A 22454-nucleotide genomic window follows, 5' to 3' on the forward strand; every position below is an offset into this window, starting at 1 on the left:
ATGAAACGAAATCAAAATATAATTGTCAAAACTCCACAATTAATTTTCGCGTCACTTTTGTTGGTTGCTGGCTGTGCCAGTATGCCGAGCCATAATGGTGCCAATTTTTACGTGAAGAAAGACTGCGGCACGCTTGCAAATTGCTTTAATAATATTCAATCAGCACTTGATGCGGCAACCAAAGAAGCGCCCGATAAATGGGTAAATATTGATGTCGGAGAAGGGGATTATTACGAAAAGATCGTAATCAGCCGCGATAAATTAAAACTGCATGGCCAAGGTAGTGCAAAAACACGTTTGTATTATGACGCCTTTGCCCAGACCGCAGGTGTTTATCACCGTAATAAATGGGGGACACCGGGTTCTGCAACACTTATGATAAATGCAAAAGATGTTGATGTTTCGGGCATTAAAATTGAAAACACATATGATTTTCTTGCAAATGATGCACTTGCCGATGGGGATGCAAAAAAAGTCTCCAACTCACAGGCGGTTGCCCTTCTTTTAGATGTTGATAGCGATAGAGTAAAAATCGAAAATTCTTCAATAGAAGGCTATCAAGATACTTTGTTTGCTAATGGTAAGCGTGTTTATATTAAAAATAGCAAAATCTCTGGCAATGTTGATTTCATTTTTGGCAATGGTAGTGTTTTAATAGAAGATTCCATAATCGAAAGCCGTAAACGCGCCGCAAGTTTTAAAGAGGGTGAATACCAATCCTTTATCACTGCGCCATCAACGCAAATTTCCCAAGAATTAGGAATAATTATTTACCGTTCAAAAATTGTTCGCGAAGACGGTGTGCCAGATAATTCCGTTGCCTTGGGGCGGCCGTGGCATCCAACCACAAAATTTGACGATGGTCGTTATGCCGATCCAAATGCTGTGGGGCAGGCGTCTTTTATTGATTGCTATATGGATGCGCACATTAATCCAGAACATTGGACTTTTATGAATGGCACGGCAAGAGATGGCAGCAAGACCGCAATTTTCACCGCGCAATCATCTCGTTTTTCAGAAATAAATTCATATGGTCCGGGCGCGCGACATATAGATATTGGGATAAAGTGGAGGGGCAACACGAATATCGGTGAAATTCGCACAATGTTTTTCAAGGATTGGAAATAGTTGCACAAATAATATACTTGCTGGGTGTTGCTGGTTACCAAAAGGTAAAGGGTTTGGCGCTGTAATTTTATTGTGAAATTAGCATTATTTTTTAAGGTTCTTTGTGTTTTTGTTTTATAAAATGCAATAAAAACAATGATGTATGTCGCAATATTTTTTATGCAAACTTTTGCATAAAAATGCGCAAAATCCACGTTTTAGCGCCAAATTTTTACATAAATAATTAACCTTAAGAAAGGTAATTAATTTGCCACTAAAAAAATGATTAAATAATAGGCAAATAAAATGCGTTCTTTGTCCGACCTAAAACTTACAACAAAAATAACATTTGGTATAAGTGCCTCCATCATAGCGTCTATTCTATGCTTTTTACTTATTATTGGTTGGCGGCTTTATGATACATCTTTACAACAAGCAAAAACCAATACTGTTGTTAATGGTGAAAAAACCTCAGAGTTTATAAAATCATTCTTTGCGCAATCAATTGCACGCTCTGAAGCGGTTGCATTAGCAGTAAAAGAGCAAAATGGAAAATCAAACGACCGTGCATTTCTAAATGAACTGGACAAGGCATCATTACAAAATGCCCCTAAAAGCGTTTTTGGGGCATGGGTTGTTATGCGTCCCAGTGAGTTGGGTGGGGCGGCAAATGCAACACCCGCAGTTGATGGTAGTGAGAAGAATGGGATTTTCTCACCTTATTGGGTGCGTGGTGAAAACGATACAATTGTCGAAAGTAATGACTTGGCTACTTATGATGCCAATGGTGATTATGAAAATGACTATTATAAAATACCAGAAAGCCTTGGCAAAAGCACGGTAATTGACCCTTATGTCGATACATCTGTCAATAAATTAATGGCGTCAACGGCTGCACCGATTATTCGTGATGGCAAGGTTATCGGGGTTGCGGGGAATGATTTGTTATTAACCGATTTGTCGCGCGAAATTGTTGAAAAACGCCCATATAAACAATCAAATATTACTTTGATTGGCGGCGGGATTGTAATTGCCGACAATAACCCCGCAAATGTTGGAAAGCCAATTGCCGATCTAAAGCTTAAAATGGAAAAGGGTGGTGTAAAGTTTAAAAGCACTTCGAAAAGCCTTATTACTGATTTACCTGTTAAGGTGGATGGAAATAATGAATGGCGCCTTATCATCAACACACCTAAATCAGTGCTGCTTGGTTCGGCGAATTTAACGATTATGCTTTTGGCATTGGGTGGTATTATCGTTATGGTGGCTGGTTTGATTGGCGGCAAATTACTTGGCAATCAAGTTAGCGGTCCAGTCGTTGAAATGGCAGCGGCAATGAATATGCTTGCCGCCGGACGGCTTGATATAAATATTCCAAACCATAGCCCAAAAACCGAAGTAGGGCAGATGGCGTTAGCATTGCATAAATTCCGTGAAAATGCACTTGAACGTGAGAGATTGGGGCAAATTGCCAATCGCGCGGAAAGTGAAAAACAAGCGCATAATCAGCATATTATAAAAATGCTTGAAGAATTTCACGACAATTCAAGAAATACATTGAACATAACTTCGCAAAAAATGGCACAGCTTGAAGAGGCGTCACATGGTCTGCGAAATATGGCAAATGTTGCGATTACACAGGCCGATGCCGCAAATGTATCTTCAAATTCTAGCGCCGAAAATGTGCAAACTGTTGCCGCCGCATCCGAGGAGATGTCGAGCTCAATTAATGAAATCAAGCACCAAATTACCGAGGCGGCAAATATTATTTCCCAAGCGCAAAAACTGGCTGAAACTTCTGCCGGCGAGATTTTGGTTCTTTCAAGCCTTGCCGATAATATTGGTGATATAATCTCATTAATTCAAGATATTGCCGAACAAACCAACCTTCTTGCCCTAAATGCGACAATCGAGGCAGCACGTGCAGGCGATGCGGGGCGTGGCTTTTCTGTGGTGGCACAAGAGGTTAAACAACTTTCCGAGCAAACATTCGCAGCCACCGAGAAAATTCGCAGCCAGATTGGCGATATTCAACATAAAACTGGCAATACGTCGGCAATTGTCAAACAGGTTGCCGATATTATGCAACAAATTGATAGTGCCACGGTTGCAATTGCGGCATCGGTGGAACAGCAAAGCCTTGCCACCAATGAAATTTCACAATCTGCGGCTCATGCCGCAAGCTATACTCGTGAATTATCATCATCGGTTGGCGAAGTTAGTTTGATTATCGGCGAAACAGGTAATACGGCAATTGTGGTTGAACAAAACTCTGCCGAAGTAGCAGAGCAGGCAAAATTATTATCGTTTGAGATTAATAAGTTTGTCGATATGTTGCGCAATGGCCCTCTAAAAGATGTCGCATAAATAAAAAAAGCCCCCGATTTCGGGGGCTTTTTAATTTAGGTTAAACCATTATTTCATTGGAACTTTAACTGGTGTTGGAACTTGTTTACCAGTTTCCGGTTTCTTTGCCGCCGGTTTTTGTGCGTCGGCGGTTTGCACCAATCCACCTTTTGGCATGCCAGCGTGGATAAAGGCAATTGCGCGATCAAGCACATAATCCTTATCTTTGTTCCAATTTTCTGGAGGCATATCTTTTGGCATATGTGGCTGTTCGCGTTTTGCGCCGGAATCATTGTTCAGCGCATTTGGTAAATCTTCCTCAAAACGGAATTCAGCTTTACGGCGTTCAATATCCTTGTCGGTTAGGCGAATGCCAGAAACTTCAATATCAGGTTTGATGCCCGCCCCTTGAATAGAGCGACCAGAAGGCGTGTAATATTTCGCAGTAGTAAGGCGTAATGCGCCATCTTTACCGCCAGAAAGTGGGATAACGGTTTGCACTGAACCTTTACCGAATGAAGTTGTGCCGAAAATAACCGCACGTTTTCTGTCTTGTAATGCGCCCGCAACGATTTCAGACGCCGATGCAGTGCCTTCATTGGTAAGAATTACCAACGGAACACCGGCCATTTTCTCACCGGCATTGCCGTAATAACGTTCAATCTGTTCAGGACGACGGCCACGGGTTGAAACAATTTCACCGCGATCCATGAATATATCCGAAACCTCAACCGCCTGATCAAGAAGACCACCACCGTTGTTACGAAGGTCAAGAATAATGCCTTTTACATTGCCACCCAATTTGCGTTGAATGTCATCAAGCGCTTTATCAACTTCTTTAGAAGTATTTTCATTCACAAAGGTTGAAATACGAATATAACCAATATCACCCTCAACACGTGAAGTAACGGCGTGCAATACGATGATTTCACGTTTTAACTTCAATACGATTGGCCCCTCTGTGCCTTCGCGTGAAATGGTTAAATCAATTGAGGTGCCAGGTTTCCCGCGCATTTGCTCAACCGCATCATCAAGTGGCATGCCAACGATGTTTTTGCCGTCAATCGCAATAATTCTATCACCCGCTTTGATGCCAGCTTTTTGACCAGGTGAGCCATCCATAGGTGAAATCACTTTCACGCTTCCGGCATCCGAAGTAACTTCAAGACCAAGACCACCGTATTCACCACGGGTCGAGGTTTGCATATTGTTAAATTCTTTGGCGTTCATAAAGCTTGAATGCGGGTCAAGCGATGACAGCATGCCATTAATCGCCGAATCGATAAGCTCATCCTGCTTTGGTTGAACAACATAATCGGTATTTACACGCGCCAAAACATCAGCAAAAATGTTTAGTTGGTGTAAAGTAGCCTCACGATTTTCTGATGATTGCGTGAAATTTGTTTCAGAATCCGACCACGCAACCGCGCCACCGCCTAATATTGCGCCCACACCAACAGAGCCGGCAATAACCGGTATAATCCACCAACGAAATTTGGATTTATTATTAGTTGTAGTTTTTTCCTGTTGGGTCTGCCCTGTTTGCATTAAACGCTCCGATAATTGTTGCAACATAATATATTCATTTGCACAATACAATAAAGTTAAATCTATTTATGATTATGTTTTAGCCGTTAGTATCCTTACGAAACCATGGTGACGGATTAAAAGTAGTGTTGCCTTTGCGAAATTCAACATAAAGATCAGGAATTACCCGCCCGTCTGCTGCCATTTCGCCGATTGGTTCGCCCGCAAGAATTTCTTGCCCGGCTTCGACATAGATTTCCCCCATTCCGGCAAGAACAACACGGTAATCACCGCCAACATTTATAATGACAACCTTGCCATATGAACGGAATGGTGCGGAAAACTCCACCTTGCCATCATAGGGCGACATTACTTGTGCTGCTTGTCTGGTTCTTATGGTCATTCCGCTTGCGGTTCCACCTTCGGAAAGGCGTGCACCATAATTTTGCATAGTTATGCCAAGTACTGGGCGCGTAAGATTGCCTTTTTGGCTTTCGAAATTGCGTGCAAATGCCGAACCATTAAGGTTGCCACCCATATTGTTTACGGCTTCACCAACGCGGCTAATGAGGTCACGTAGTGATTGTGCCTTGGCGGCAATTTGCGCAATTACTTGTTTTTCACCGGCCGCATCTTTGCGCAATTTAACTTCTAAAAGACGGCGCTGCGCAATCAAAACCGCAATGGTTTGTTTTGAATTTTGTAAATAGGTATTGGCCTTGCGATATTCGTCATTGGACATCAGAATATTTTCACGCAATTGGCGCAAATTACCGATTTCACTTGAAATTTGTTGCGCACGTGCATTTAATTGTGGTGCAATAAGGCGCATTAAAATTGCCACCCGTGCCGCCTCTGTGGCGTTTTGTGGTTTCACCGCAAGGGCAGGTGGCCTATCTTGTTCTATGGCGATAAGGGCAACAACCACATTTTCCAAGGCTTCGCGCCGTGCCAAAAGCTGATTATTGGCGAGTTGTTCTTGTTGGCGAAGGGTTGTAAGTTTCGTAACCGATTTTTCGACATTGCGTTCAGCAGTATCGCGGTCAACCGCAGCCTGAACCAGTCTTTGTTGTAATTCATTGACCTCTTTGACGGCATTATCTGCATTTTGCTCAAGTGCTTTTACACGCTGTTCGCGGGTTTGCTTCTCTTGCTCAAGGCGGTCAATTTCGCTTTTTGTTGAATTATTTTGGGCGTTTTGGGCAAAAATCAAAGACGAAGGCATCGTATTGCCCAATATGAGCAATGCAAATGCAAGCGCCTTAGTGATTCTATGCTTTTCGACCATAATTAATTATGCCTTATGATAAGGTGTCTTGGCAATTATGGATACTGAACGATAAATCTGCTCGCCTGCCATTGCGCGCACTAATTTATGCGGCCATGTCATTTTTCCAAAAGATAATTGTAAATCAGCGCGCGATTTAAATTCTTGCGAATGCCCTTCGGCACCACCAATTGCAAAGATTATCTCTCTTACACCATTATCTTTAAGTTTTTCTATATTTTCGGCAAATTCTTCTGAACCCAAATTTTTGCCGCGTTCGTCAAGGCAAATTAAATATGCGCCGTCTGGCAATGCCGAAAGCAATAATTCACTCTCTCGCTTGGGGTTGGCATCTTTTAATTTGGTGTCAAATTCGCGGATTTCACAAGCCGTAATACCAAAAGCGCGCCCCATAACTTCGGCGCGCTTTAAATAATCCAGACATAAATCCATTTCCGGCAAATCTTTTTTATATTTGCCGATTGCGTAAATGCTTATTTTCACGCTTTGCCCAATAATGTTTGTCCATCGGCCCAGATACGTTCAATATCATAAAAGGCACGAACTTCTGGTTTGAAAATATGGGTGATAATATCACCGGCATCGATAAGAACCCAATCAGCGTTTGGAAGCCCTTGCACCTTTACTTTGCCAAAGCCCAATTCTTTTACTTTTTTTGAAATATGGTCGGCCAGTGCCGCAACATGTCGTCCTGAACGACCTGATGCAATAATCATTTTATCGGCAATAGAGCTTTTACCCTCTAAATCGATGCATAAAACATCTTCTGCTTTGTCTTCATCAAGTGATGAAATAATAACATCCTGCAACTGCTTTAATCGCGTGGCTTTATCAGAAACTGAACCCGAGTTTTCGGGATTTAAGGAACTTTGCAAAACAAACCTTTCTTATAAAATTGTTTTTATGCCACATAGAATAATATATAAGTCACAATTTTACAAAGTATTTTTATTTTATGGTTTGTGAACTTGCATTTTACCTTGTTTTTTCACTAAAATAAGCGTGCTTCTTTTTAAAGAGATATGGTTGGCGAATTGAATAAATTGCTAAATAATGGGGTTCAAGATCTTGATGAGCGCGCAAGGCAAATCTTTCGCGAAATTGTCGAGACTTATATTGAAACTGGTGAGCCAGTGGGTTCACGCACCCTTAGCCAAAAGGGAATTGGGCTTTCGCCTGCAACCATCCGCAATACAATGGCGGATTTGGCGGGGCTTGGATTACTTGACGCCCAACATATTAGCGCGGGCAGAAGCCCAACCCACCAAGGGCTTCGGTTTTTTGTTGATGGCCTTTTAGAAGCCAGCCAAATTAAAGAACAAGATAAAATCGCCATTGACCAAAGATTTAGCGAGGCGGGTGACGACATATCCAACGCACTTTCCGAGGTTTCAAGCATGTTATCGGGAATTGCCGGTGGGGCAGGGCTTGTAACCACGCCAAAACGAGAAAGTGCAATTACCCACGTTGAATTTGTAAAAATATCCCCCAATCAAACCCTTGTGGTTTTGGTTTTTGATGATGGGCAGGTTGAAAATCGTCTAATTGACGTGCCATATGGCTTTACCGCATCACAGCTTCAGGAAACTACTAATTTTTTAAATCACCATCTTGTCGGGCGCACATTCTCCGAGGCAATTGTTCTGATTAATAGTGAATTGCAAAAAAACCAGCGCGAATTAGATGAAATTACCCAAAGGCTGATTAATGATGGTTTTGCCCTGTGGTCGGGCAATGTTTATAATGATGATCGCACATTAATTGTTCGCGGGCGTTCAAATCTTTTGAAAAATGCAGATTTGAATATGGATTTGGAACGTGTGCAGGTGCTTTTTGATGAATTAGAGAAAAAGCGCGATTTAATCCAATTGCTTGATGCCGCAAAAGACGGTGCGGCGGTTAAATTATTCATTGGCTCGGAAAACCCATTGTTTGCGCTTTCGGGTTCGGCATTAATCGCCGCGCCCTATGTTGACGGGCAGAACCGCGTGGTGGGCGCACTTGGTGTAATTGGGCCAACCCGCATAAATTACGCCCGCATCATTCCAATTGTTGATTATACTGCAAGATTACTGTCAAAGATGATGGAAAAACGCAGATTAATTGCCGCCCCAGGGGTGAAATTCTAAAAAACCACACTATTTAAGCAAGTATTATTGTTAATTGGGAAGCAGATATGTCTGAACAGGAAAAAAGTGAAATTGAAAATGAAGAAGCATTAAATGTTGAAGACAACGAAGTTTGTTTGTCTGCGGATGATGCTGATACGGAAACTGCACAGGCGACCGGAAAATCACTTGAAGAAGAGTTAGAAGCTGCTCGTGCGGAAATTGCGGGTCTTAAAGATGCCGCCCTTCGTGCTTTGGCGGAGTCTGAAAATGTGCGCCGCCGTGCCGAAAAAGAAAAATCTGACGCCCGCGCATATGGTATCGAAAAATTCGCGCGCGATTTATTGCCAATCGCTGACACTTTGGGTCGTGCATTGGGCGCAATTACCGATGACCAACGTGCAGATGGTTCTTTCACCAGCTTTGTTGAGGGTATTGAACTTACTGAAAAAGAATTATTCGCGGTTCTAGAGCGTAATAATGTTCAAAAAGTCGGAATTCAGGGCGAAAAATTTGACCCGAACCTTCATCAAGCAGTTGCGCAAATTCCAAGCGCAATCCAAAAAGACCATATCGCCGAGGTTTTCCAACCTGGCTTCACACTAAATGGTCGTGTATTGCGTGCGGCAATGGTTGCCGTAAGTGCCGGCGAAGCAAATTAGAAATTAATTTGAAGCAAATTAGAAGATTATTTGAAGCAAATTAGGAAATAGCTTTTACAAGCGTTTTTATATCTTGTTCTGTTGAATTAACGCCGGGGGTAATGCGAATGCATGCCCCCGCATTTAATCCAACCCTAAGCACGCTAAAAATACCATATTCATTTAGTAATTTTTGTACCAATGCGGCATGTGCGGCGGGTGAATTATCATCTTTTAAACGAAACGAAGAAATACCTGCGTTTAATCTGTCATCATCTGGTGTGATAACAATGGTCTTTTTGGAACTTTCTAAAGGTTCGACCCACAGGTTTCGCAGATATTTAAGACGCTTATTAATTCTATCAATTCCAATTTCATTATGTAAATCAATGGCATCAATTGCCGCCAATTGCGCGGCATAATTTGCGGTTCCGGTATGGATACGCGAACTTATTGGATCTTTTTCGTTCGGAATTTCACCTAAAAAACGGTCAATTAAATCGATTTTGTCTTTCTTGATATAAAGTGCGCCGACACCCAAAGGCGCGCCAACCCATTTATGTAGGTTAAGGCCCGCAAAATCTATTCCTTGTGCCTTTACATCAATTGGCGTCAGTCCCATTGCCTTTGCGCTGTCAACAAGGGCATGAATACCATAATGGCGTGCCATTTCGATGATTTCTTTTATGGGCAGCACAAGACCATCACGGTGCGACAAGTGGGTTAATAATACCATTTTTGTTTTCGGATTGGCCTTGAATGCTGTTTCATAGGCATCAATCAGATTTTGAAAAGTTGCAGGGTATGGAAGCGCGATTTTTATAACATCAACGCCGCGCCGTGTTTTCAACCATTCCATAACGGTTTGCATGTTTTCATAATCGTGGTCGCTATAAATAACTGCATCCCCTGGATTTAGCTGATTAAAGCCAGAAATTAGGGCCTGCATGGATTCAGTTGCATTACGAGTTATCGCAATTTCAGAAGCGTCGGCATTTATCATTCGCGCAATTTTTTCACGCAAAATCTGATAATATGAATAAAATTCGCGGCGAACAAAATACGTGCCTTGGCGATTGATTTTTTCGCTATATTGGGCGAACTTTTCTTGCACCAAAATTGGCATTTGCCCAAAGCCGCCATATTCAAGATTTATAATCTTTTCCATTCGCTTTGGATAAAGTGCGGCGATTTTTTCCCAATCGTCTTTATTTTGTGGTGCGGCAAATGCGGGGCTTGCCATAAACCCCGCACTTAATCCCAAAAGTTCGCGTCTTTTCATTAATTAATACTTTATGTTAAAGCGAACATAATACTGCCCGCCATAACTATCGTATGGTGCATTTCGAGAATAAACAATACCGCGTGAAGCCTGATAAAGCGCTTTATCTGGATATGTATCAAGAATATTCTCACCAGCGATTTTAATCGAGAATTTTGAATTAATATTATAAGTTACCGATGCATCAAGAAAGGTTATTGCACCAAATTCTTGGAAAATATCACCGGTCGAGTTGCCGCTTGAATCTGTCCATTTGCCGTAATAGCGTCCTCTTAACTGATACTCGAATGCACCAAGAGAATAATTAGCGGTTATTGTTGCATTGTTTTTAGGAAGGTTTTCTTCAAACAATCTTTTTTGGGTTGGGCTGGCATTTAATGAGCCACCACGAATTGATGTTTTGTTATAATTATAGGCGCCAATGAGGTTGAATTTTCCGCCAAAAAGTTCGTTGGTATAGGTGGTTACTACATCAACGCCTTCGGTGCGTGTATCATAATCATTGGTGAACCAGTAAATAGAAGTATAAGTGCTGGCACCACTTAAACCCTGTGCAACCAAGGCGGCCTTTTGTGCATCGCTAAGCTTAATTGTTGACGAAGACGAAATACGATTATCAACATCAACGCGGTATGCATCAATAGATCCGGAAAGCCCTATATCAGTATTCCAAACTACGCCCGCGCTTAGGTTTTTGGATTTTTCAGGTTCAAGGGGTTTTGCGCCCAAAGCAATTGCGATTGGGTTGGTTGGTGCAATCCGGCCCGTGGTAAATAATTGCAAAGTTGTGGTATCAAGACCTTGTGAGGTGCTAAGAGAATTTACCTGACCAACTGTTGGCGCACGGAAGCCAGTTGAATAAGATGCACGAACGGCAAGGTTTGGCATTATTTCATAACGGCTAGAAATTTTGCCATTTGTTGTGCTGCCGAATGTGTCAAAGTCTTCATAACGAGCGGCCGCGCCAATTGACCATGCTTTTGTGAGGTTGCTTTCAAGGTCAATATATGCGGCATTACTAATTTGTTTCCAATTGCCTGCTTGAAGGTCACTAAAACCTGGGAAGCCGTTTGAACCAACAGCAAGCCCGTATTGCGCACCTGGGCCGACTTCATATGATGCCTTGTCGCCCTGTTGAACGGTATATTCTTCTTGGCGGCGTTCAAGACCGAATGCGATATTTACTGGTTCTGGCAATGATGAAACGTTTAATTTATAAACACCATCGGCATTCAAATTGGTTTCATGTTGTATCTGTGTGCCTAAAAAGAAATTATATGGAGACGATGGACCCAAAGAAGCATTGATTGAATTATATAGATAAAAATCGGTTTTGTTTTGCCCATCGGAAACGCTGATATCCCAATTGAAATTATCGCCGATGGATGATTTCATCCCTAATACAGATTGATAATCACTATATTTTGCTTGTTCACGTGGGGTGAAGCCCAATGGGTAAACTGAAAGCAGGTTCCAACCGGGGAAAGCCGCAACAGTTTTATAAACACTGGCGTTTGAAGTTGCGCTTGGGATACGCCAATTTATATCGTTAATGCCTTTGCCATTGGCAAAAGTCGAGAAGCCGTAAAATTCACCATTATTTGCAATGGGATATGCAAAATTTATTGCGTAATTATAGTTTTCAGTATCGGGTGAACCCCAATGTTGTACTGGATTTGGTAGTTTTATTCCCGGATTAGCCGCTTCAAAAGCAATTGCATCCGCGCGTTGATTTGTGCGCGAAGTCATTGCCGCTTTGCCATATTCCATTACGCCGTTCAAATAGCCGCCTTGGCCAATTTCAACACCGCCTTTTACGCCAACGCGTGTGGTATCGCCATCACCTTCAAAATATTGTGAACCTTGGATGTATGATGAAAAACCAGTTTTATTATCAAGTTGGACGTTTATTACGCCGGCAATGGCATCCGAGCCATATTGTGCAGATGCGCCATCACGCAGAACTTCAATACGGCCAACGCCAAAAGATGCAATCTTGCTAAGGTCTGGGCCTTGTGCGCCCCTTTGTCCTAAAAATGAAGAACGGTGAAAACGCTTGCCATTAATCAAAACTAATGTTTGGTCGGATGAAAGCCCGCGTAAATGCGCTGGACGAATAAATTGTAAGCCATCAGATGACGGAAGTTTATGCACGTTAAATGACGGAATTACTTGCGCCAAATTATCTGCAAGCTCACTTGATGCGCCATCTTGAATGGCCTTGCCTGAAACAACGTCAATTGGGGTCAAGCTGTCGAATTTTGTTCTGCTTTTTTCGCGCGTGCCAGTTACGATAACTGTTTGGTCATCGTTGTTTGGCTTGGATTCATCGGCATATGCAATGTTTGTAAATGCCACGATTGGTAAAATCGCAACCGATGAAAATAGTTTAAACCTCGTTCTATGATTCATTTTATACCCCAATTTTATGCATTGATTAATTTGAGAAAATTATCTGAAAAATGCAGTTTGAAATTGAGGCGGTATTATTAACCAAATTTAACAATTGAATGATGGTTAGATAAACTTTGCATGAAGACCGTCTGATTTATTTAAAACAAAAAAAAGGGGTGCAAACCATATGATTTGCACCCCTTGAATATTCATTTGATAAAATTATTCAGTGACGCTTGTCGCCAAAAATGCCGGCATATCTTCGCCGAAACCAGAAGGCTCTTTATCTTCGCGCGGTTCACCGTCACGTTTTTGACGCGGACGACGACCAAGAGGGCTTCTTAGGCGTGAATTACCACGTGGTGCACGGGTTTTGACTTCTTCACCATTTTCAGGGTTTGCATCGTCAATTTGTGGTGCATCGTTTTGCGGTTCATTGCTTGCTTCGACAGCATCAGGGGTATTTTCAACACCTTCTGCAGTTTCATTGCGGTTGTTGCGGTAATGATCGCGGCCACGACGACGGTTGTTATTAAAGCGGTCGTTACGGTCATTGCGATTGTTGCGGTCATTACGATTGTAACGCTCATTACGGTTTGAAGATGCTTCGGTATCGTCTTCTTCACCTTCGGCAATGTTTTCGCCTTCGTTTTCAGCCAATTCGTTGTTTTCGGCGTCTTCGTCACCATCAGAAGGTATGCCAGAAATCGCAAGCTCCGAACGTGGGACAAAATGCGGCTGAATCGATTTTAAAAGCCTCAAATAATGCTCGGCGTGTTGCATATAGTTTTCAGCCAAAATACGATCACCCGAAGCCATGGCATCACGACCAACTTGTTGATATTTTTCAAGAATAGTCTGTGCAGAGCCACGTACTTTTATATCAGGACCAGTAGATTCATAAGCACGATTAGGGTTGTTATTCGTGGGTTTGTTGCGCCCGCGACCACGTTGACGTTTGATGTTCACTTTGTTTACTTGCCTTTGTTTATGTCCGTCTCAAACATTATAAATTGCGAGATTTAAACCACATATTGCTCGAAAAAATGGGTGTTGCATTATGCCTTATTCACCCAAATTCGGGGTTGTGGCCCATATTCTGATTTCTTGTTACGAAATCAGCCCACGTAAAACGGCGTTCTCAATTAAAACTAATATTGAAGAATACAGCCGCCCCGAGCAAAGCGAAACCGATTAGCATCAAGCCCCCAATAAGAATCATATCCATCAGTTTCATTAGAGTTTTCTACAATGAAGAAGTTAAACAATAAAGAGGCTAACTGCTTTTATTGTTTTTTCCCAATTATTACACGTTCAATATCAGATAAATCTTTAATAATCGCTAATTCAGTGAAATAACCGCTATTTTGTGCGATTTCAAGTATTTCTTTTGCCTGCCCAATACCAAATTCAAATGCAAAGACACCGCCTTGTTTCAATAAATTTGGTAATGCGGCAAAAATGATACGGTATGGCTCAAGCCCGTCATGCCCGCCATCTAAAGCCAAATGCGGGTCATAATCTTTAACATCCGTATCAAGTGTCGGTATTACATGGCTTGGGATATAGGGCGGGTTAGAAACCACAATATCGAATTCGCCTTTAACACCATCCACCCAATTTGTATTCAAAAACTCAACACGGTTTTCAAGGCTGTGCATATTGGCATTAATTTGCGCCAATTCGAGTGCGTCTTTTGAAATGTCGGTGGCAACACCTTTCCATTGGTGGCGTTCAGCAAGAAGTGAAAGGATTATTGCGCCAGTTCCGGTTCCGATATCAAGAACGCGCTTTTCTTCTTCGCCATTGGTTTTAACGACATAATCGATGATAACTTCGGTCTCCGGGCGCGGTACAAGGGCGCGGGCATCGGATGCAAATTCAAGCTTCCAGAATGCCTTTTTCCCAATGATATGGGCAACGGGTTCACGGGTTTTGCGGCGCGCAAGAAAGGCGTTTAATTTATCTTCATCTGCTTTTGCAACTTCGCGATATGGATCATTTAACAAATCAGTACGCGATATTTTCAAAGCATCAAGCAAGAGAATACGGGCATCGATGGTTGGGCTATCGACACCTGCTGCTTCAAGTTCTGATTTGGCATTTTTCCATAAAGTTACAAGATTGGTCATTTAAGAATCCTTTTGCGGGGATATGGGGCAGGGGGCGTTGTTTTTCAAGCTTCTATGCATGTTATGCCGCTGCGATTGCGCTTAAGAGTATCTCATTGATTTTTGGCTGTACCCTTGGAAGGTTGCCGTAATTACAATCGACAAAGCCGCATTTTTGGGTTTTGGGATAATAAATAAACTCGGCATACCATAAAGTGTTCGAGCCATTGTGCCATATGCCGCCATCATCACGCTTAATAACACCCAAGGCATAATTGCCGCCAAATGGTGGGTTTTCAAGCTTTTCCCAGCTTTGGAGGCCCAAAATATTATTGCGCCCCATGCGTGCCTTTAGGTATTTTATCATATCTTGGGCATTCATATTTAAGGTTCCGGCGGGGCCAAGAACCAACGGGTTATCGGAAATTATATCCTGCGGCTCAACGGCGACCCGTTTATTCACGCTGTCATCGAAATAATGCCCCATTGGTTCATCTTTTACATCGCGCCCGCGTGGTGCGCCAAAGTCTGCAGATGTGATATTAAGGGGGCGAAAGATAAATTCTTTTACAAGGGTTTCCCAAGAGCGCCCCATTTTATATTCGGCAATATGCCCCGCGATTACAAAACCACTATTGGAATAAAGAAAAGTTTTGCCCATTTCTCCGGCCGGACTTTGGGCAAAAACATTTGTGACATAATCCTTGCGCTGGCTCATGATGGGGGATTTGTTTTCTTTATATTCAAGCAATTTATCAATATCTAAATTGGCCTGTAACCCCGCGCGGTGGGATAAGAGATGCAAAAGAGTAATATTTTTATAGGCATCGGGAACATCGATATAATTGCCAAAAGTTTTTGAAATTGGCTCATCCCATTTAAGGATATTCTTCTCGACCAATATGGCAATCAAAAGCGCAGTAAAAGATTTGGTGATTGAACCCAAATGCCATTTATCGTCAAGCTCTGCCTTAATATCGTTATTGACCGAACGTATGCCAGAAACCATTGCCTTTGGCTGTGCTTCGGCTGCTGCACTAATGGCGATTATTGCGGGTGCGCCCGATTTTGCGACGGCTTCATCAAGCATGCCTTGTGTAAGTGGGGGCGGTGGCGGTGCGGATTCGGCAGCATTACGACTGAAAACAAGGTCAAATTGTGCGCCTTGGGTGAATTTGCCGATTATCTTTCCATTTTGAAGTTTACCTTCATATTTTGCATTTATCGTTGCAAATTCGGCATAAATATTATCGCCCTTGATTTTAAATTCAGACGCGGGGATTTTGGCGTTTTTTTGGGATATTGAATATAGGTTGGCGCTATCGGATGCCAATATTTCAAGCCGTAGCTTAAGCGTGGTAATACCAACATCAAGATTGCCGTACCAATCGCCAATAATGGCATCTTGCGCCCGTAGCGGAAGCGGTACCATACAAGAGGCAACAAAAATCCCCGCATATTTTGTAAAATCACGACGTTTCATGAATGCCTCCGAAAAATGCTGCATAGTCTAAAAGCACTTATCAATCTGGTCAATATTATATGAAAAAGACAAAATTATGCACGGTCTTATACACGCTGCATTACAATTTTGAAATCCGCAGCCTTGGCAGAGCTTTGCGAGAATATACCAACAATTTTATTGCCTTTTAATTTGCCGACAAAGGTTGCGTTGATTTCATCAAAGCGAAGCATGATTTGATTATTATGGATTTGAAGTTCATTAGAAACAATGGCGCGATTTGCCTGTGAAGTTGAATATAGGCTTGCGCTTTCTGTGCCGATGACAAGTTTTATTGGGTATTTCACATTGCTGGTAACGATTTCGCCAACCCAATCACCATCCAATTTTGTCGCCGCAAATGAAAGGCTAGGGACAAGAGATGAAATAATCAAAGCACCTGAAAGCTGAAATAAACCACGTCTTTGCAAAACCATCTCCTGAAAATTAGGTTCACTTTAATTCAGTCTTCCAACAAATCAACATCATCTTTGATATATTCGAATAAATCAGATGGTTGGCAGTCAAGATGATAACAAATTTTGCAAATTGTTGAAAAACGCACACCTTTTATTTTCCCATTGCGCAATTGCGACATTTGGGTTTCGGAGATTCCGATTGTTTGCGCCAAATCTTTTGCCCGAACTTTACGTTTGGCAAGCATGACATCAAGGGTAACATTGATAGGCATTATACTATTTCATCCAATTCAACTCTAAGTTTCTGCCCAATTTTTCCTATGGTAAATAATAATGCCCCCATAACTCCTGCCAAAAGGTTTTGATTATCAAATCCAATTCGACAGCAATGAAAAACGCCGCGAAATAGGTCAATTAAAAATGGTTGTATGAATGCTGCTGCGATAAAACCAAAGAATAAATTTGAACCAATTGCTTCGAGTTGAATTACCATTGAATTAGTAAATTTTTCGCCAGTTGAGATTTTTTCAAACAAGGTTGCGCAATTGAAAATCGCAATTGCAAAAAAGACCTGTGAGATTAACTCGACCCAATAATTTGGATTTAAAAGTGAAGATATTATGCCATTCTCATTAGGAATTAATTTCAAGTGTATATCTATTAAGCCTAGTTTGTATGCTCTTTCAGTCACCGCGCATAACATGAAATATAGACTTGCAAAAATCGAAAAATATTTTGCAAATTTTGCAAATTTTTTGACACCATATTTTTCCAAAAGTGAATCTAACATTTGAATTGGCACTTTCTTGCTAAATACTAACTTGCGTTATGTGAACTTTGTGAAGGCTTGCATTTTTAAATATCAGACAAAACTTTCAAGTTCGGCATTCAATTTTTTGCCAATATCGGCAATGAAATATAATGCACCGCCAACAATAAGAATTACGAACGCTTCGGTAGATGCGGCAAATTTAATTCCGCCTTTAAAGCTAAACCAGTTTAGTAATGTCGGGGTTATGAAAATCGCCCCACACGCCCCAAATAATAGATTTGCCCCCATTTTTTCCAAACCTTTTAAAAGTGTCGGGCTGAAATCATTTCCTTTATTTATTGCGCGAAATACGGAAACAGCGGCAATAATTGCCATGGCATAAGAGGCGGGCGCAATAATTGATACCCAAAAAACAGGGCTTAAAAGCGACAGGAAGAAAATTGACAATTGTTGTGTCAAATTCATGTCTGGCAATATCCCTGATGTAGCTACAAACCGATCACGAATTAGATAGATAATCAAAAGAAACGCCACCATAGTGCTTAAGGCTTCCCACAGCATGGCTTGCTTTTGCAAATTTGTTTTTGCTTCTTTCATACTATTTGCTCCCTGACAAAATATGTCAAAGGCAAATTAATTTAAGTATTACTTAAAGTCAAGTAGGTTTTAGTTTAACTTTCCAAATCTTCTAATTTTTCCAATGCTTCCAAATATTCCGCCTCAAATTTATCAAGGCGTTTTTGGTGCCAATTTTGCGTTTTGGTTAAATCCATTGCCGCATGATGGTCTTTGTTATAACTGCCGGGGTCGGCAAGTTGGTTTTCAATTTGCGCGATTTTATCTTGTTCAATCGCGATATCTTTTTCACACGCCGCAATTTTGCGTTTAAGGGTTTGAATTTGGTTATTGCCTGCTTTTGGCTTGCCCCATTTTTCTTTGCCGTCTTTTGCGGGTTTGCTATCCGGGCGATCGGCGGTCAAAACCATTTGGCGATAATCGGACAAGTCACCGTCATATTGGCTGGCGCGGCCATTAAATACCAACCACAAACTATCGGCACAGGCCTCCGCCAAATAAACGTCGTGGGTAATAAGCAAAATTGCACCACTAAAATCATTTAGCGCGTGGATTAATGCCTCACGGCTATCGATATCCAAGTGGGATGTCGGCTCATCGAGGATTAAAATATGCGGGCGGGCATAGGCAGTAATGCCAAGAAGTAATCGCACTTTTTCACCACCCGAAAGTTTTTCAACCTTGGTGCCGATTTTATCCTGTCCAAAGCCGATATTGGCGGCAATGGCGCGGTGTTTGGATTCGCCTGCTTCGGGTTCAAGGTCTTTGATATGTTGTAAAACCGTGTCGCCTTCGCGCAATTCATCCATTGAATCTTGGGAGAAATAGCCGATTTTGATTTTATTGCTGGCGCGCCTTTCACCATTCAATAGCTTGAGGCGTTCACCGATTGATTTCACAAGCGTGGTTTTACCCTGACCATTTGGTCCGATAATTACGATGCGGTCCTCATTATCAAGCCTGAAATTGACATTCTTTAGAACCGGTTGCCCCTTGATATAACCCAAATCGGCATCTTCAAGCTGAATGAGGGGGGAGGCAAGTTCGGGTGCATCGTAAAAATGGAATGGCATTGCCCGATCTTCAATCGGAACCTGAATATCCTGCATTTTTTCCATCATTTTGATGCGGGCTTGGGCTTGGCGTGCTTTTGATGCCTTGGCACGGAAACGATCAACAAAGGCCTGAAGGTGCGCCTTGGCGGCATCTTGCTTTGCCTTTTGCCCGGTTAAATTTGCCATACGTTCGGCGCGGCGTTTCAAATAAATATCATAGCCACCGGTCGAAATCTCAAGCTTTTGGTTTTCAAGCGCCAAAACGTGGGTAACTGAACGGTTCAAAACCTCACGGTCGTGGGAAACCACCAAAACCGTGTGCGGGTATTTCACCAAATAGCTTTCAAGCCATGCCGCACCCTCTAAATCCAAATAGTTGGTCGGCTCATCTAGGATTAACAAATCAGGTTGTGAAACCAAAACCCCGGCCAATGCGGCGCGCATCCGCCAACCACCAGAAAATTCACCGGCGGGTTTGTATAAATCATCCTGCTTAAAGCCAAGACCAACCATGATTTCGGCGGCGCGTGCTTCGGCGCTATATGCATCAATATCAAGCAGGCGGGAGTGGATATAGCCAATACGATCGGGGTCGGTTGCGGTTTCGGCCTCGGTCATTAATGCGTGGCGTTCAAGGTCTTGTTCAAGAACCATTTCCATCATTGGCGTTTCGTTGGCGGGAACTTCTTGGGCAACAAAGCCCATGCGCGCGCCACGTTTTAATTTAATGGGGGAATTGGGTTTGCCAACTTCTTCACGGATTAATTTCAAAAGCGTTGATTTGCCCGTGCCATTTTTACCAATGACACCAACTTTCCAGCCATCGGCAATAAATGCACTGGCATTATCAAATAGGATTCGTTTGCCAAAGGCGTGGGATAGTTCGGTGATTTCTAACATGGCGCGCTTTTAGCGGATTTTAGAAACCTAAGTAAACCGTCCCACAGGCAAAAAAGCACTAATTAGGCTTTTTTGGGTTTTAACTTGGCATTTAGCCATTTTCTAACCGGTGCATCATAATATTTATTGGCAAAATACGACAAAATAATCATGAATATTTGCAAGCCAACTTGCCCCCACGGCGCAATTGCATGGGGAACAATATGCATGACCTTAAGCTGATGCATCAACATTGCGATAATCGCATATTGCAAAACATAAATTGTATAAGAAAGATTGGATAGAAACTCCGCAATTTTTGCCAAAGTTCCACCGAAATCAATTTTTGTCGCAATAATTACCAAAACAGGGAAAACCACAATGGTTAAAACCAATGAAATAAGGGCATTGGAGTCGTGATTGATATTTTGGATGCACAGACAAATCGCCAAAATAAGGCTTAGTGAGAACCCAATTAAAGGCTTGTTATATTGCTTTTCAAAAAAGCCATTTCGCATAACACGATATAGTAACATGCCCAAAGTGAATGAGAACCCAAAGCGGCAGAAACCAAATTGCCAATTATAATTGGCATAGCCCAAATCAAGCCCACCCGCAGGGTTCATATGATATGCCGCCCAAACAAGCACAATTGCACTAATGATGCTTATGACCGCCAATGCAATGTTATTGAGATATTTATAAACGAATGAAAGAATAATTACGCCCGCAATATCAACGAATAAATACCATGCCAAGCCGTTGATTTGGAACCAAAACATTGGCGCGGTTAAATTCGGCCCCATAGTCAAGCTGATAAGCCATGCCTGCCAAAATGGCTGATAAGTTATGCCAAATGAGGTTGCAGCACCAGTAAAGAAGCATAATCCCGCCAATAAAACCGACAAAAAGTAAAGCGGATAGAGGCGAATAAAGCGGTTTATAATTGCGCCCTTGGCATCCATTTTGCCACTAACAAGTTTATCACCCGCAGAAGGGACAAAAACAAAGCCACTTATGAGGAAAAATAAATCAACCGCAAGATATGAAACATAGGGGTCAAAGCCCGCGATTGGCACAGAATGGCGCATAAGAATGATTAAAGCCGCAATCCCACGAAACAAATCCAAAGTAATAAAGCGCTTCATCATTCCCCCTAATAGCTTTGCGGAAATATTATTATCATTTGAATTGCGCTCGTAAAACCGCAAAGCGCATGAAGTATGGCACTAAATACACTAAATTACAGTTGGTTTTGGAGGGCGGTGGCTTGTGAATTTCATTTGCGAACCTATATTTTTGTTGTCCCAATAATTCTACTAATCCCTAAGGAGCTTTTATGCCTAATAGCGCGCTTTTCAAACCATTTGAATTTAAATCAATAAAATCAAAAAACCGTATTGCTATGGCGCCAATGACGCGCACCATGGCGCCAAATGGCATCCCTGGTGAGGCCAATGCCGCATATTATGAACGCCGTGCCAAGGGTGGGGTCGGCCTTATTATTACCGAAGGCACGGTTATTGACCGCCCTGGTTCAAAAATGGCGCCTGATGTACCTAATTTCTTTGGCGCGGCAATGGATGGCTGGAAAAATGTTGTTGAAAAGGTTCACGCTGCGGGCGGGCAAATTGTTCCGCAGATTTGGCATGTTGGCAATGTTGGTATGGCAAAGGGGTGGGAGCCATCAAAAATTGATAGCCCATCAGGCTATATCATGCCAGACAAACAAAACACCGAGCCAATGACCGAAGAAGACATTGCCGACACAATCGCAAAATTTGCAGAATCTGCAAAAGCCGCCAAAGATGTTGGCTTTGACGGTATCGAGTTACACGGCGCGCACGGCTATTTGATTGATCAATTCTTCTGGAAAGAATTGAATAAACGCACCGACAAATGGGGCGGCGCAACCATTAAAGAACGCAATGCCTTTGCCGAAGCTGTTATCAAGGCGTGTCGTGCGGCGGTGGGCGATGATTTTGCCATCATTATCCGCATAAGCCAATGGAAACAACAAGATTACGAGGCACGCCTTGCAACAACCCCTGATGAAATGACCGAATGGCTTGGTGGTTTGGTTGATGCCGGTGCGGATATTTTGCATTGTTCGCAACGTCGTTTTTGGACGCCTGAATTTGAAGGGTCTGATTTAAACTTTGCCGGTTGGGCAAAGAAACTATTGGGCGTGCCGACAATTTCGGTTGGCTCGGTTGGTCTTGACGGCGAATTCTTGGGCGCATTCCGTGGCCAAGGTTCAGAGGTTGCACCAATTGACGGCCTTATCAAACGCATTGAAAATGATGAGTTTGACATGATTGCCGTTGGTCGCGCGCTTCTAAGTGATCCTGAATGGGTTGCAAAAATCAAAGAAAACCGCGCAGAAGAACTTCAAGCCTTTGATCGTAGAGACTTGGCAGTATTGAAATAATCTTTTCTTCCCTTTGT

General features: G+C 42.4%; 21 protein-coding genes. 6 read left to right on the forward strand and 15 right to left on the reverse strand.

The features are described from left to right. Nucleotides 1-1128 carry a pectinesterase family protein gene (locus KXV15_RS05115; RefSeq protein WP_240007076.1) on the forward strand — a complete coding sequence of 376 codons (1128 nt, stop codon included), beginning with the start codon at nucleotides 1-3 and terminating at the stop codon, nucleotides 1126-1128. A 285-nt stretch (nucleotides 1129-1413) separates the two neighbouring features. Next, a complete protein-coding gene (locus KXV15_RS05120) occupies nucleotides 1414-3474 on the forward strand; it encodes a methyl-accepting chemotaxis protein (RefSeq protein WP_240007077.1) in 2061 nt (686 codons plus the stop codon). A 48-nt stretch (nucleotides 3475-3522) separates the two neighbouring features. Here KXV15_RS05120 and KXV15_RS05125 read toward each other — a convergent pair whose 3' ends face one another. The 4 genes from KXV15_RS05125 to rsfS all read right to left on the reverse strand — a co-directional run bounded on the left by KXV15_RS05125 (nucleotide 3523) and on the right by rsfS (nucleotide 7143). After that, complete coding sequence (locus KXV15_RS05125; RefSeq protein WP_240007078.1) at nucleotides 3523-5001, reverse strand: S41 family peptidase; 1479 nt, start codon at nucleotides 4999-5001, stop codon at nucleotides 3523-3525. 79 nt (nucleotides 5002-5080) lie between these two features. After that, nucleotides 5081-6268, reverse strand: a complete 1188-nt coding sequence (locus tag KXV15_RS05130) for a murein hydrolase activator EnvC family protein (RefSeq protein WP_240007079.1) — start codon at nucleotides 6266-6268, stop codon at nucleotides 5081-5083. A gap of 6 nt (nucleotides 6269-6274) precedes the next feature. After that, the gene (gene rlmH / locus KXV15_RS05135) at nucleotides 6275-6751 is read right to left on the reverse strand and encodes a 23S rRNA (pseudouridine(1915)-N(3))-methyltransferase RlmH (RefSeq protein WP_240007080.1); all 477 of its coding nucleotides are present in this window, start codon (nucleotides 6749-6751) and stop codon (nucleotides 6275-6277) included. After that, nucleotides 6748-7143, reverse strand: a complete 396-nt coding sequence (rsfS, locus tag KXV15_RS05140; RefSeq protein WP_240007081.1) for a ribosome silencing factor — start codon at nucleotides 7141-7143, stop codon at nucleotides 6748-6750. Before rsfS ends, rlmH begins: the two co-directional genes overlap by 4 nt. A gap of 147 nt (nucleotides 7144-7290) precedes the next feature. Here rsfS and hrcA point away from each other — a divergent pair, with 147 nt between their 5' ends. Together hrcA and grpE are read left to right on the forward strand one after the other, a co-directional pair. Next, complete coding sequence (gene hrcA / locus KXV15_RS05145) at nucleotides 7291-8397, forward strand: heat-inducible transcriptional repressor HrcA (protein WP_240007082.1); 1107 nt, start codon at nucleotides 7291-7293, stop codon at nucleotides 8395-8397. A 47-nt stretch (nucleotides 8398-8444) separates the two neighbouring features. Further along, nucleotides 8445-9038, forward strand: coding sequence for a nucleotide exchange factor GrpE (grpE, locus tag KXV15_RS05150; RefSeq protein WP_240007083.1), 594 nt, complete (start codon nucleotides 8445-8447; stop codon nucleotides 9036-9038). 40 nt (nucleotides 9039-9078) lie between these two features. Here the strand turns inward: grpE and KXV15_RS05155 are convergent, their stop codons facing one another. The 3 genes from KXV15_RS05155 to KXV15_RS05165 form a co-directional block, all read right to left on the reverse strand. Beyond that, nucleotides 9079-10299, reverse strand: coding sequence for an aminotransferase class V-fold PLP-dependent enzyme (locus tag KXV15_RS05155; protein WP_240007084.1), 1221 nt, complete (start codon nucleotides 10297-10299; stop codon nucleotides 9079-9081). Nucleotides 10300-10302: 3 nt separating this feature from the next. Then, nucleotides 10303-12711, reverse strand: a complete 2409-nt coding sequence (locus KXV15_RS05160; RefSeq protein WP_240007085.1) for a TonB-dependent receptor plug domain-containing protein — start codon at nucleotides 12709-12711, stop codon at nucleotides 10303-10305. 204 nt (nucleotides 12712-12915) lie between these two features. Continuing rightward, a complete protein-coding gene (locus KXV15_RS05165) occupies nucleotides 12916-13662 on the reverse strand; it encodes a DUF4167 domain-containing protein (RefSeq protein ID WP_240007086.1) in 747 nt (248 codons plus the stop codon). A 91-nt stretch (nucleotides 13663-13753) separates the two neighbouring features. On the opposite strand from KXV15_RS05165, the gene KXV15_RS05170 reads away from it, so the two are divergent. Next, nucleotides 13754-13891, forward strand: a complete 138-nt coding sequence (locus KXV15_RS05170) for a hypothetical protein (RefSeq protein ID WP_240007087.1) — start codon at nucleotides 13754-13756, stop codon at nucleotides 13889-13891. A gap of 88 nt (nucleotides 13892-13979) precedes the next feature. Here the strand turns inward: KXV15_RS05170 and prmC are convergent, their stop codons facing one another. The 8 genes from prmC to KXV15_RS05210 all read right to left on the reverse strand — a co-directional run bounded on the left by prmC (nucleotide 13980) and on the right by KXV15_RS05210 (nucleotide 21154). Next, complete coding sequence (gene prmC / locus KXV15_RS05175) at nucleotides 13980-14825, reverse strand: peptide chain release factor N(5)-glutamine methyltransferase (protein ID WP_240007088.1); 846 nt, start codon at nucleotides 14823-14825, stop codon at nucleotides 13980-13982. Between the two features lie 61 nt (nucleotides 14826-14886). Continuing rightward, nucleotides 14887-16287, reverse strand: a complete 1401-nt coding sequence (locus KXV15_RS05180) for a serine hydrolase domain-containing protein (RefSeq protein WP_240007089.1) — start codon at nucleotides 16285-16287, stop codon at nucleotides 14887-14889. An 86-nt stretch (nucleotides 16288-16373) separates the two neighbouring features. Then, nucleotides 16374-16736, reverse strand: coding sequence for a hypothetical protein (locus KXV15_RS05185; protein WP_240007090.1), 363 nt, complete (start codon nucleotides 16734-16736; stop codon nucleotides 16374-16376). 32 nt (nucleotides 16737-16768) lie between these two features. Continuing rightward, nucleotides 16769-16996 carry a helix-turn-helix domain-containing protein gene (locus KXV15_RS05190; protein WP_240007091.1) on the reverse strand — a complete coding sequence of 76 codons (228 nt, stop codon included), beginning with the start codon at nucleotides 16994-16996 and terminating at the stop codon, nucleotides 16769-16771. Further along, nucleotides 16996-17514, reverse strand: a complete 519-nt coding sequence (locus KXV15_RS05195; protein WP_240007092.1) for a hypothetical protein — start codon at nucleotides 17512-17514, stop codon at nucleotides 16996-16998. The genes KXV15_RS05190 and KXV15_RS05195 overlap by 1 nt, the downstream gene beginning before the upstream one ends. A gap of 72 nt (nucleotides 17515-17586) precedes the next feature. Continuing rightward, nucleotides 17587-18093: a hypothetical protein gene (locus tag KXV15_RS05200; RefSeq protein WP_240007093.1), complete on the reverse strand. Its 507-nt coding sequence runs from the start codon at nucleotides 18091-18093 to the stop codon at nucleotides 17587-17589. Nucleotides 18094-18167: 74 nt separating this feature from the next. Beyond that, nucleotides 18168-20027, reverse strand: coding sequence for an ABC-F family ATP-binding cassette domain-containing protein (locus KXV15_RS05205; RefSeq protein WP_240007094.1), 1860 nt, complete (start codon nucleotides 20025-20027; stop codon nucleotides 18168-18170). Between the two features lie 62 nt (nucleotides 20028-20089). Continuing rightward, nucleotides 20090-21154, reverse strand: coding sequence for an acyltransferase family protein (locus KXV15_RS05210; RefSeq protein WP_240007095.1), 1065 nt, complete (start codon nucleotides 21152-21154; stop codon nucleotides 20090-20092). A 191-nt stretch (nucleotides 21155-21345) separates the two neighbouring features. Here KXV15_RS05210 and KXV15_RS05215 point away from each other — a divergent pair, with 191 nt between their 5' ends. After that, nucleotides 21346-22437: an NADH:flavin oxidoreductase gene (locus KXV15_RS05215; RefSeq protein WP_240007096.1), complete on the forward strand. Its 1092-nt coding sequence runs from the start codon at nucleotides 21346-21348 to the stop codon at nucleotides 22435-22437. Nucleotides 22438-22454: the final 17 nt, after the last annotated feature.

This window comes from Pseudaquidulcibacter saccharophilus, from assembly GCF_019455445.1.
GTDB classification, from domain to species: Bacteria; Pseudomonadota; Alphaproteobacteria; order Caulobacterales; family Aquidulcibacteraceae; genus Pseudaquidulcibacter; species Pseudaquidulcibacter saccharophilus.